The sequence below is a fragment of the Arthrobacter sp. 10T413_2 genome (assembly GCF_056394205.1).
Window position 1 is genome coordinate 20842 of sequence record NZ_JBFTHK010000037.1, and the last position, 11681, is coordinate 32522.

The following is an 11681-nucleotide window of genomic DNA, read 5'->3' on the forward strand; positions in this document are numbered from 1 at the left end:
GAACGGCGTCCGGGCGCGTCCCGCGATTAGGCTTGAACCATGACCCGAGCCGACGCCGCCCCCAACTGGTCCTTCCGCGCGGACGAGGCCGCCCGCTCGGTGACCAGGCTCTTCGGGCAGCGGCTCTTCTTCCTGCCGGGGACCCACATCGGAGCAATCCTCCGGCCCTCGGGCCGGCTCAAGAACCTRTCCCGACCCTGGCACTACTGGTGGCAGGCGCACTATCTGGACTGCCTCGTGGACGCCGGCCGCCGGGAGCTGGGCTCGCCGGGGCATCCGGGCGCCAAGTTCGACGGCGAGAACCGGCCCAGCGCCGGCAGGCTCGCCTCCCGGCTCGTCACCGGGATTCGGCTCCGCAATTTCCTCACGGTGGTCAATGACTACTACGACGACATGGCCTGGCTGGYCCTCGCCACGCTCCGGCTGGACAGGCTCGCCGAGGACTCCCGGAAACGCACCGGCCGGGAGCGCAATGCCAAGGTCCTGCAGAGCCTGACGCTCCAGTTCGACGCCGCTTCCACGGACGATCTGGGCGGCGGCACCTTCTGGAGCAAGAATCGGGACTTCAAAAACACGCCCGCCACTGCACCGGTGGCCCTCTACTACGCGCGGACGGGCAACCGGGCCAAGGCCCAGGCGCTGCTGGACTGGCTCGACGCCCGGGTCTACGCGCCTGAACAGGGCCTGTACCGGGACGGCCTGCGGATTTCCGGCACAGGCGAAACGGTGCTGGAAGAGACCATCTACACCTACAACCAGGGGCCCGTCCTCGGCGCCCTGCTGGAACTCGCGGGCGAGGCGAACCTCGAGCGGGCGGCCGCGCTGGTGGACGCCGTGGCGCGCAGCCTCACGCAGCCGGCGCCGCTGCTGGGACGCAGCGCGGCGGTGTTGCGCTGCGAGGGAACGGGCGACGGCGGACTCTTMACCGGGATCCTGGTCCGATACCTGGCCCTTGCAGCCCTGAACGAGGGCCTTCCGGCCGAAACCCGCGCCACGGCGGCAACCCTCGTAAATGACACCGCCCAGGCCCTCTGGGAGGGCCGGCGGATTCTCCCGGCCCACGACCGCCTCGCCCTCGGGGGCAGCCATCTGGTCTTTTCCAACCGCACCGAACTGCCGGCGCGCCGCACCTATCCGGAGGGCGCCGCCGTCGAACTCTCCACCCAGCTCCAGGCCTGGATGATTCTGGAGGCAGCCGCATCGATTGCCCCGGCACACGCCCCGTAGGCCGCCCCGCAGGCCTCCTGGCGCCGGCACTAATTACGTCATGCAATAGTTTCGTAATTCATGTGATCCTGATCACTTAACGCGTTCTCAGGTTGGTTGCTTAGGTTTGGCTAACCTACAGTCTTTCTTAGTGAGCATGCCCTAACTTCCCCGCTCACGGGGGTCAGGGCACCTACGACGACTTCCTTGCAGAAAGTAGCCCCATGAAGATCCGCACCAACGCACTGGCGGGCATCGCCCTGGCCGCCACTGCCGCCCTGGGCCTGGCCGCCTGCGGCTCCGGTTCATCCTCCCCGGCCGGCAGCAGMGCAGCCGCCGGCGGCACCCCGTCCGGTGAGATCACGGTCTATAACGCCCAGCACGAGTCCCTGACCAAGGAGTGGGTGGACGCCTTCACCGCGGAAACCGGCATCAAGGTCACCCTGCGCCAGGGCGACGACACCGAGATGTCCAACCAGATCGTCCAGGAAGGCCAGGCCTCCCCGGCGGATGTCTTCCTCACCGAGAACTCGCCCGCCATGGCCCAGGTGGAAAACGCCGGCCTCTTCGCGGACGTGGACAAAGCCACCGTGGATCAGGTTCCCGTCGAATTCCGCCCCTCCACKAACAAGTGGACCGGTATCGCGGCACGCTCCACCGTGCTGGTCTACGACAAGAACAAGATCAGCGCGGACAAGCTGCCCAAGTCGATGCTGGACCTGGCCAACCCCGAGTGGAAGGGCCGCTGGGCCGCCTCGCCGTCGGGCGCCGACTTCCAGGCAATCGTTTCGGCCCTTCTGGAACTCAAGGGCGAAGCCGTGACCCAGGAATGGCTCAAGGGCATGAAGGAAAACGCCAAGGCCTACAAGGGCAACAGCACGGCCATGAAGGCCGTCAACGCYGGCGAGGTGGACGCCGCCCTGATCTACCACTACTACTACTACGGCGACCAGGCCAAGACCGGCGAGAACTCCAATAACGTCACGCCGTACTACTTCAAGAACCAGGATCCGGGCGCCTTCGTCTCCGTCTCCGGTGGCGGCGTGCTGAAGTCCTCGAAGAACGCAGCGGCTGCCCAGGCCTTCMTGAAGTTCATCACCGGCAAGAAGGGCCAGGAAGTGCTCCAGAAGGGGACCTCCTTCGAATACGCCGTCGCCTMAGGCGTCCCGTCCAACGAAAAGCTCGTTCCGCTCAAGGATCTGCAGGCACCCACCGTGGATCCGGCCAAGCTCAATTCCGCCAAGGTCACCGAACTGATGACCCAGGCAGGGCTGCTGTAACGGCAGTGACTAGCAAGCTGGCGGTCCCAGGTCCATCTGGTGATTTGACGACTGACACGACGACGGCGGGCAGGGGCAAGCGCCCCCGCCCGCCTTTCGGCGTCTCTGTTGTGTCCATTGTGGCGGTGCTGATCGCCTTGTTCTCCCTGGTGCCGTTGGCCTACGTGATGGTCATGACGGCCGCCACCGGGTGGGACACCGCCGTCTCCCTGATCTTCCGCCCTCGGGTGGGCGAACTGCTGCTGAACACTGTGCTCCTGACCGTGGTGACGGTGCCGCTGTGCCTGGTTCTGGGCGTGGGCGGCGCCTGGCTCGTGGAACGCACCAGCCTGGTGGGCCGGAAGTGGTGGGCCGTGCTGCTCGCGGCCCCGCTGGCCATCCCCGCCTTCGTCAACAGCTATGCCTGGGTTTCCGCGGTCCCCTCCCTCGGCGGGCTGTGGTCCGGGGTCCTGATCGCTACCMTGTCCTATTTCCCKCTCGTCTACATCCCGGCCGCCGCGACCCTCAKCCGCCTGGACCCGGCCATCGAACAGTCCGCCGCGTCCCTCGGCCTCGGCGCCTGGCGCGCCTTCTTCCGCGTGGTGCTGCCGCAGCTGCGCATCGCCATGACCGGCGGAGGGCTGCTGGTCGCGCTGCACCTGCTGGCCGAATACGGGGCCTTCGCGATGATCCGCTTTGACACCTTCACCACCGCGATCATGGTGCAGTACCAGTCCACCTTCAACGGCACCGCCGGAAACATGCTCGCCAGCGTCCTGGTCTTCCTGTGCCTGATCCTGCTGCTGGTGGAGGTCCGCAGCCGCGGCAGCGCCCGGTACGCCAGGATCGGCTCGGGTGCCCAGGCGCGCGCCTTGCGGCTGCCGTTGCACGCGTACCAGGTCCCCGCCCAGCTGTCCCTGTTCGCCCTCACCGCGCTGGCGTTCGGCCTGCCGCTGACGTTCGTGCTGCGCTGGGTCATCGCCGGCGGCCCGGACGTCTGGGCTGCGGAGGAGTTCATGCCGGCCCTKCTGCAGACCCTCGTCTACGGCATCGCCGCGGCCGTGGTCACCACCCTGGTTGCGTTCCCCATGGCTTACCTCGCCGTGCGGCATCCGGGCTGGTTCAGCAAGTCCCTGGAGCTCTCCAACTACATCACCAGCTCGATGCCGGGGATTGTGGTGGGCCTGGCGTTCGTGACCGTAAGCATCCGGATGCTCCCCAACATGTACCAGACCTCGGGACTCCTGATCGCGGCCTATGTGCTGCTGTTCCTGCCCCGGGCCCTGGTGAACATCCGCTCCGGGCTGGCCCAGGCGCCGAAGGAACTCGACGAGGCCGCGCAGGCKCTCGGCAAGCCGCCCCTGCTGGCGTTCCTCCGTGTGACGCTTCGCCTCACGGCCCCCGCTGYGGCCGGCGGCGCGGCACTGGTGTTCCTGGGGATCGTCAACGAGCTCACGGCCACCCTCCTGCTCTCCCCCAACKGGACCCGTACGCTCGCCACCGAGTTCTGGAGCAAGAGCAGCGAGATTGACTACGCYGGCGCCGCTCCGTATGCGCTCCTGATGATCCTGATCTCGGCGCCCATGACCTACCTCCTTTTCCAGCAGTCCAAGAAAGTGGCCGGACAGTGACCGATTTTTACCCTCCGCACGAGGCACCCTCCCGTCTCCCCGAGCCGCGGATCGCGGCGTCCGTGGCGCCCAGCACCAACAGCCACCTGGAAATCGACGCGGTCACCAAGAACTTCGGCCCCCAGGCGGTGCTCAAAGGCGTCAACCTCTCCGTCGCCAAGGGCGGAACGACGGCGATCGTGGGACCATCCGGTTCCGGCAAGACCACCCTCCTGCGGCTGATCGCCGGCTTCGAACACCCGGATACCGGCACCATCTCGCTCAACGGCAGCAAGGTGGCGGGAGAGGACGCCTGGGTCCMGGCCCACAAGCGCCACGTCGGCTACGTGGCCCAGGACGGCGCCCTGTTCCCGCACCTGACCGTGGGCCAGAACATCTCCTTTGGCCTGGACACCGGAAAACTCCCCGGCGGACGCGGCAGCGTCAAGGCGCGGGTCGGCGAGCTTTTGGAAATGGTCTCGCTGGACCCGTCCATGGCCAAGCGCCGCCCGCACCAGCTCTCAGGCGGCCAGCAACAGCGGGTCGCACTGGCCCGGGCGCTGGCCCGCGAGCCCGAGCTGATGCTCCTGGACGAGCCGTTCTCCGCCCTGGACGCCGGCCTGCGGGTGGCGACCCGCCGCGCGGTGGGCCAGGTCCTGAAGGATGCCGGGGTCACCACGATCCTCGTCACKCACGACCAGGCCGAGGCGCTTTCCTTCGCCGACCAGGTGGCCGTGATGCGCGGCGGCAAGCTGGCCCAGATTGGCAACCCGTTCGTCGTCTACACACGCCCGGCGGACCGCGCCACCGCCGAATTCCTCGGTGACGCCGTCATCCTGGATGCCTGGATGGAAGGCTCCCTGGCCACGTGTTCGCTCGGCGGGATCCCCGTGCGCCGGCCGCCGGCGCAGGGCCGGGTCCAGCTGATGCTGCGGCCGGAGCAGATCCGTATTTCCGAGGACGGCCCCATCCGCGGCACCGTGGTGGACACCGACTACTTCGGCCCCGAGACCACCGTACGGCTCCAGCTCCCCGTCCCGCCGGTCCTTGCCACCGGCGCCGTCCCGGACCACCGCTACCCCGGCGGCGGGGAAATCATCACCATCCGGCACTGGAACGCCTCCATCGCCCGCCCCGGCACTGAGCTGAGGCTGCGCGTGGTGGGCGAGGCCGTGGCGTTCCCGATGGACAACGCGCCCGTCCAATAGGACATTGAGCCCGCCGTGGGCCCCGGCATAGGGTGGGCGAATGACTGTTCAGCCAGGCCTGCACCGCCAGCACTGCTCCGTTGCCGCCCCGACGCAGCTGTGGYTCGATCCCGACGGCCGCCTGGCCGGCGAGTCCAACCCGCCAGGCGCCGGGCAGTCCGGTCAGTCAGCCGGCGGTTCCACCGGTCGGTCAGCCCGCGGGTCCACCGATCCGGCCGGGTTCACCGGGCTCCTTCACGGCGACACCCGGATGCTCTGCCGCGCCCTCGTACGTGTCAACGGCCTGGAGCCAGAACCGGCCACCGTCGAGACCCAGCCCGGCGGCGTCCTGCGCGTGCGGGGACTCGTCCGGGGCATCCCGGGGCCCACAGAAGATCCCGCCGTCGAGCTTGTCCAGACCTGGACCGTGACGCCCGGAGTCGTGCGGCATGCCCTGCAGGTGCGCACGTCACTGGATTCCCTCGACGTCGAGATCGACGTTGAGCTGGCCGCCGACTTCACCGACATGGCCCAGATCCGGCTCAGCCGCTTCCGCGACGCGTCCGCGCCGGTCTCGGCCGACCAGTCGGCGTTGCGCTGGCGGGAGGGCGGGAAGAGCCTCGCGGTGGCGGCGCCCGGCGCTGTGACCCCGGATGGCCGGCTCGCCTGGCACGGTAGCCTGGGCCGGGGCCGGCCGTTCGAGGCCGAATGGCAGGCCGTTCTCACCGACGATGACGACGCTGTGGTGGCGGCGCGGCCGCCCGCCCCGCGGCCGCCGCGGACCGGACCGGCCGGGGCCCTGGGCCTGCTCCTGGACAACTCCCTGGATGAAGTGGCCGGGCTCCGGCTGGCCACCCGCCAGCTTCCGCACGCTCCTTTCATCGCCGCCGGGGCGCCTTGGTACTTCACACTGTTCGGGCGCGACTCGCTGTGGGCGGCGCGGCTGCTGCTGCCGCTGGACACCGGGCTGGAGACCGGGCTTGCCGCGGGCACGCTGGGGGCCCTGGCGGCCTACCAGGGCACCCGGACTGACCCTGCGGCTGCCGAGGAACCCGGCAAAATCCTGCACGAGCTGCGCTCCAAGGAACTCGTGCTCGAGAGCCAGGGCCTGCGCCTGCCGCCGGTGTACTACGGCGCCGTGGATTCCACCCCGCTGTGGCTTTGTCTGCTCGGTGAACTCTGGCGCGCCGGGCCGGACGACGCCGTTATCCGGTCGCTGCTGCCGAACGCGGCTCGCGCCGCGGACTGGCTGCTCGCCGTCGGCATGGGAGCGGGCAACAACGCCGGGTTCCTGAGCTACCGGGACGCCACCGGGCACGGCCTGAGCAACCAGGGCTGGAAGGATTCCCGGGACGCCATGCAGTTCCGCGACGGCCGGCAGGCGGAGGGGCCGATCGCCCTATCCGAGGTGCAGGGCTACGCGTACCAGGCGGCCCTGCAGACGGCCGAGCTGTTCGACGCCTACGGGGAACCCGGCGGCCAGGCGCTGCGGGACTTCGCTGCCGCCCTGCGGCTCAGGTTCCGGGAGCGCTTCTGGGTTGACGACGACGCCGGGCCCTTTCCGGCCATGGCCCTGGACGGGCACGGGGTTCCCTTGGACATCCCGGGCTCGAATATGGGGCATCTGCTGGGCACGGGCATCCTGGATGAGGCCGAAGCCCGGATCGTGGCTGACCGGCTGGTGAGCCCGGAGCTGTTCTCCGGCTACGGCGTGCACACGATCTCCCGGCGTGCCGTGGGGTTCTGGCCCTTCAGCTACCACTGCGGATCCGTGTGGAGCCACGACACCGCCATCGCAATCCGCGGCCTCCTGACCGACGGTTTCATCCCGGAGGCACGGACCCTGGCCGATGGCTTGCTCGCCGCGGCAGCCTCGTTCGGGCACCGGCTGCCGGAGCTGTTCGCCGGGGTGCGGTCCGAGGACTCGGGAGTCGCGGTGCCCTATCCGGCGTCGTGCCACCCGCAGGCGTGGTCCTCAGCCTCGGCGGTGGTGATCGCTCAGGCGATGGGCGTCGGGCTCTAGGGGGCCGTCTTCTGACAGGTACTCCTGCGCCGCGTACGCCGGCGCCGGCAGCCGGGCGGCCTTGGCGGTGCGCAGCCCGTCCGCCAGGATGACGGTCCCGGTGACGGCGAGCGCCAGGCCGATGGAGGCGAGCACGTCCGTGAGCCAGTGATAGCCCAGGTAAAGCCGGCTGAAGGCGACCACCAGCGTCCCCGCGGCCGCGGCCGCGAAGCTGAGGGCCGCCGTCGATCGTTTGCTCGTCCGCGTGCCGCGGCCCGTCACCAGCAGGTAGCTCAGAACGCACAGGAAGACGCCGGCACCGAACGTATGGCCCRAGGGGAATGACAGGGCGTCGTCCGGGCCCAGCATGAAATCGCTGGCGGCGGGCCGGGGGCGGGCGATGTCGTGCTTGATCAGAGTGGACACTGCAAGGGCTGCCGCCATGGCACCGACGAGCAGGGCCGGACGCCAGATTTCCCGTTTCCACGCCGCCCATACCAGGGCCAGCACGCAGCCGATCACAGTCATCCACAATGGCGACGTCACCGTGGTCACGGCCGTCAGGATGGAGGTGGCCAGCGGGTTCCGGGACGCCACGAGCCCGTCGTGCACGGGCCCGTCCAGGGCAGCGGCACCGCTGTTGGACTGCACCGCGGCAAGCATGGTCCAGAAGATCGTCTCCCCCGCGACCAGCAGGCCCGCGGCCACGAAGAAAAGCCGCCGCTGGGACGGCAACGGCGGGCGGGCGGAGGGTCGCGGAGCACGTTGGGCAAGGAGCATCGCTCCATCCTGCCAGTGGCAACTACCCGTAACCCGGACAGTTTCTGGGAGTTCTCTGGGATCCGCGGCAGGGGCCACCGTTACTCATCCCGGGGCCGCTTGGTCTGCGGGTACGGCGTTTCGAACCGGGCGAGCATCTCCACGAACCCGGCGATCTTCCTCTCCCGCGTGGCGGCCTGCTTGACCCCGTTCGTGCGATAGATCAGGGCAAACCGGTTCACCGAGGTCAGGACCTCGAACATCGCCTGTGCGCGGGGCTCCGCCGCGATTGCCGCGGCGAGGTCTTCCGGGACCTCTGCCGTGGCTGCGCCCGAATAGGCGGCCTCCCAGCGTCCGTCCGCCTTGGCGCTGAGGACGGCGGCCTGTCCGGCCGGTGCCATCCGCCCCGCCGATTCGAGGCGTTCAACCCGCTCCACGTTCCGCGCGGACCACACGCTCTTGGGTCCGCGCCGGGTCATCCGCTGGTACGAGCTATCGTCGTCCCGGCGACGGCCCTGCCCGTCGATCCAGCCAAAACACAGCGCCTCCTGCAGTGCGGCCTCGTAGTCCAGCTCGGTCACCGAGCCGCCTTTCTTGTGCAGCACGAGCCATACGCCGGGGCTCTGCGCGTGGTGCAGTTCCAGCCAGGCACGCCACTCGGCGGCATCCTTGACCAGCAATTCCTCGAGTTCAACAGCCATGGCCCTATTGTGCCTTTCGGACCTGAMCACAGGCACTCCTTTGGTGGGACGATATCCCTGAAAGCCGATACCCGTGACCATCTTCAGGAGCAACGATGCTGCGTGTCCGCCCGATCCACTTCACTTCCCGCCTTGATGAATGGGAGCGGCTGCTCACCGATCTGGGCCTGGTCAAGACCGTAGACGAGCCCACCTGGCGGGTGTTCGACGCCGGTTCCGGCCGCTTCGCCCTTCACTTCGTCGAGCAGGGCTCCGCAGAGGACGGCACCACATCCTTCGGCATCGAAGTGGGCGATCTGAAGGAATTCGCCCGGCGGACCACGGAGGCGGGGGCGCAGGGCGGTCCCGGGCCGGCCGGCGGCACCACCGCGGAACTCATCGAAGCGGACCACGGTGCATCCTGCCGTATCACCGCCGCTGACGGTTTCACTTTCCTCGCGGACCCGGCCCCGGGCGGTGCCGACGGCAGCTGGGGCGGGTCGGCGGAAGCGGACCCGGGCCTCGCCGTCGTCGGCGTCTGGTTMTCCGAAAACGCCGTTGCGGCGGCGCAAACGCTGCGCGATATCGGTGCCCGGCCCCGGCCGGTCCCGGGCAGCGGCGCTGACACAGCGGAGTCCGAAGCGTTCACGGCGAAGAACGGCGGGATCTTGATGGTCGGTGCAGGCGCCGGGACCGCGCGTGCCGGCTTCGGCTTCGAATACGCCGGCGACTTTGACGCCCTGCATGAGCGGCTGAACGAGGCGGGTCACGAGGCGGCGGTCATTGAGGAAGCTGCCATCCCGACCCTGCACGTGGTCAACCCCGATGCGGACGGAGTGGCCGCCCACCCGCCGCTCTGGATTTCCGCGGCACCCGCGGAGGGCTGAGCGCGGCAGGACTCTATGTGCCGGATCCCGTCCGCGCGGTGCACCTACCTGGGGCACAAACAACATCCCCGATCTGAGGCGCGGCGCGGGGAACGGGTCAGGGATGGGGTAGAACTTAACCATGAATGTGCGCACCCCTGACCCGAATCCCGGCTGGCTCTCCGACGACGACTTGTTCGAAGCGCGGGGAAGGCTGCCGATGGTCTACGTCGAGGCCGTTCCGGTCCGGCTGGATCCGCTGGGGTTTGTTAACGAGGTCGGCACCCTCCTGCAGGCCGACGCGGACGGCACCATGGTCCGCTCCCTAGTTTCGGGCCGCGTGCTCTATCGCGAGACCATCCGCGCCGCGCTCCTCCGCCACATGGAGAAGGACCTGGGCCCGCTCGCCTTCCCGCAACTGCCGGTCAGCCCCGTGCCGTTCACCGTGGCCGAGTACTTCCCGTCGMCGTCGCACACAGGCTTCACCGATGACCGCCAGCACGCCGTCGCCCTGGCGTACATCATTCCCGTCACGGGAGAATGCTCCCCGCGGCAGGACGCCCTGGAGCTGACCTGGATGACCCCGCAGGAGGTCATGAGCTCGGACGTGCAGCTTGAATTCAGCGGCGGCCGCGGTGCCCTGATCCGGCAGGCGCTGGCTTTCGCGGGAGTCGGCAACTAGCCGGTTCCCCTGGGTCCGGCGCCGCCCCGGGGACGCTCGGGGCAACAGCAGCGTCCCCGACTTCGGGCACCTGATTTTGTAGACTGTTGGGCGGACTGCAAGAGAACTTTAAGGACTCCCGATGACCCACCCCCCAGCCTCCCGGAACCACAGTGAACTTCAGGCTGGATCTCTACGGACCGGCGATCACCTGATTCTGCCCGATGGAAACCGCTCCGCCGAGGTCCATCAGGTGGACGTCGAACCCGACGATTTCGGCACGCCCGCCATGGTTCTGGCGACCCTCAGCGGCGGCGGTGTGCTGCGGATCGCGGCAGGATCAACGGTGAGGATCACCGAGAACGCGGAGGACGCGGAGACGGCTGAGATTGACGCGGAGGACACGACGGAAGCCGCGGAGTTCACTGATTTCGCGGCCGCCGGCACCGCCGATACAGCACCCCCGAATACAGGTTCCGCTACTTCCGATGCCAGCGCATCCGACGCCKATACCTCCGACGCCCGCACGGCCCCCGCCCCGGGCCAGGAGGGCTCCGAGGCGGCGGCGCCCGGCGTCGTCGTTCCTCCGCTGCCCCTGGTGCCGCCCGCGGTGAGCGGACCCAGCGAGACGGACCTGGCGCTCATTCCGGCACCGGACGGCACACCGGAATCCGTGGTGGAGGCGGTGGCAGAGGCCMATCCGGGCGCCGTCGGCGTGCTCCTGCTCAGCGAACGGCTTGCCAAGGGCATCAACACCAAGTCCGGGAGCTGCCTGAAGGACCTCAGCGACCTCGCCCACGAGCTCTTCGTCATGCTCAAGGACGCCGAAAACGCCCTGGCCGTCGCGGACCTGCTCAACGTCCTGCCGTTCGACGGCAACCCTGGCCGCTGGGCCTCGGTGGAGGCGTCCTTGGCGCTMTCCAGCTACATATGCCGCCAGCTCGGGCAGGACGAGCGCGCCGGAATCTACGAGAAATTCCTTCGCGCGCCGGAGGCCATGGAAGCAGACCCGTTCAAGGCCAGGATCAATGCCAAGGTGCGTCAGCGCTCGCTCAACGAGCCCAATCTGTACGACAAGGAAATCTTCCGCTCGATCGACAACTCCAACCCTGATGCGGAACGCGAATGGCGGCTGCTCCGGCTTGAGGCGCTCCTGTTCCTGAGCGCGCACGGCGGCTCTGAAACCATCGGCGCCGCCGAGCTGGAACGCCGGATCGGCAACGAGCTGGAATCCGTCCGCCCCTAAGGGCCTCGCGATCGTTCCGATCCGGCCCACMCGGTCTTGTCCGGTCCCAGCCGGTCCTGCCTACCCGTTCGCCCCCCTGTTGCCTCATTGCAATACCTCCGGGAAGAGTGATTCGTTGCCTCATTTGAAAACCTCCGGGAAGGTCAGGCGTTCCAGGCCCGGTTGACGGGTTTGGGAGGCGCGGTTTTCTTGGCCAGTGCCAGGG

10 protein-coding genes are annotated in these 11681 nt (G+C 68.7%); 8 read left to right on the forward strand and 2 right to left on the reverse strand.

All coding sequences use genetic code 11. The annotated features are described in order from the left end of the window. Window positions 1-39: 39 nt before the first annotated feature. From AC1DBQ_RS08610 to AC1DBQ_RS08630, 5 genes are all read left to right on the forward strand, one after another. Window positions 40-1227 carry a glycoside hydrolase family 76 protein gene (locus tag AC1DBQ_RS08610; RefSeq protein ID WP_476928104.1) on the forward strand — a complete coding sequence of 396 codons (1188 nt, stop codon included), beginning with the start codon at window positions 40-42 and terminating at the stop codon, window positions 1225-1227. 203 nt (window positions 1228-1430) lie between these two features. Continuing rightward, window positions 1431-2486 carry an iron ABC transporter substrate-binding protein gene (locus tag AC1DBQ_RS08615; RefSeq protein ID WP_476928105.1) on the forward strand — a complete coding sequence of 352 codons (1056 nt, stop codon included), beginning with the start codon at window positions 1431-1433 and terminating at the stop codon, window positions 2484-2486. 110 nt (window positions 2487-2596) lie between these two features. After that, window positions 2597-4096 (forward strand): ABC transporter permease, encoded by a 1500-nt coding sequence (locus AC1DBQ_RS08620; protein WP_476928113.1) that lies wholly within the window; start codon window positions 2597-2599, stop codon window positions 4094-4096. 50 nt (window positions 4097-4146) lie between these two features. Next, window positions 4147-5283, forward strand: coding sequence for an ABC transporter ATP-binding protein (locus AC1DBQ_RS08625; RefSeq protein WP_476928114.1), 1137 nt, complete (start codon window positions 4147-4149; stop codon window positions 5281-5283). 40 nt (window positions 5284-5323) lie between these two features. Then, window positions 5324-7285, forward strand: coding sequence for a glycogen debranching N-terminal domain-containing protein (locus tag AC1DBQ_RS08630; protein ID WP_476928106.1), 1962 nt, complete (start codon window positions 5324-5326; stop codon window positions 7283-7285). On the opposite strand, the gene AC1DBQ_RS08635 is transcribed toward AC1DBQ_RS08630, so the two are convergent. Both AC1DBQ_RS08635 and AC1DBQ_RS08640 read right to left on the reverse strand, forming a co-directional pair. Beyond that, window positions 7238-8044, reverse strand: coding sequence for a phosphatase PAP2 family protein (locus AC1DBQ_RS08635; protein WP_476928107.1), 807 nt, complete (start codon window positions 8042-8044; stop codon window positions 7238-7240). The two genes, AC1DBQ_RS08630 and AC1DBQ_RS08635, sit on opposite strands and share 48 nt — an antisense overlap. 80 nt (window positions 8045-8124) lie before the next feature. Then, window positions 8125-8724 (reverse strand): YdeI/OmpD-associated family protein, encoded by a 600-nt coding sequence (locus AC1DBQ_RS08640; protein WP_476928108.1) that lies wholly within the window; start codon window positions 8722-8724, stop codon window positions 8125-8127. Between the two features lie 95 nt (window positions 8725-8819). Between AC1DBQ_RS08640 and AC1DBQ_RS08645 the strand changes: the two genes are divergently transcribed. From AC1DBQ_RS08645 to AC1DBQ_RS08655, 3 genes are all read left to right on the forward strand, one after another. Further along, window positions 8820-9590, forward strand: coding sequence for a VOC family protein (locus AC1DBQ_RS08645; RefSeq protein WP_476928109.1), 771 nt, complete (start codon window positions 8820-8822; stop codon window positions 9588-9590). Between the two features lie 121 nt (window positions 9591-9711). After that, complete coding sequence (locus tag AC1DBQ_RS08650; RefSeq protein ID WP_476928110.1) at window positions 9712-10251, forward strand: NUDIX hydrolase family protein; 540 nt, start codon at window positions 9712-9714, stop codon at window positions 10249-10251. Between the two features lie 121 nt (window positions 10252-10372). Continuing rightward, the gene (locus tag AC1DBQ_RS08655; protein WP_476928111.1) at window positions 10373-11476 is read left to right on the forward strand and encodes a DUF6707 family protein; all 1104 of its coding nucleotides are present in this window, start codon (window positions 10373-10375) and stop codon (window positions 11474-11476) included. Window positions 11477-11681 lie beyond the last annotated feature (205 nt).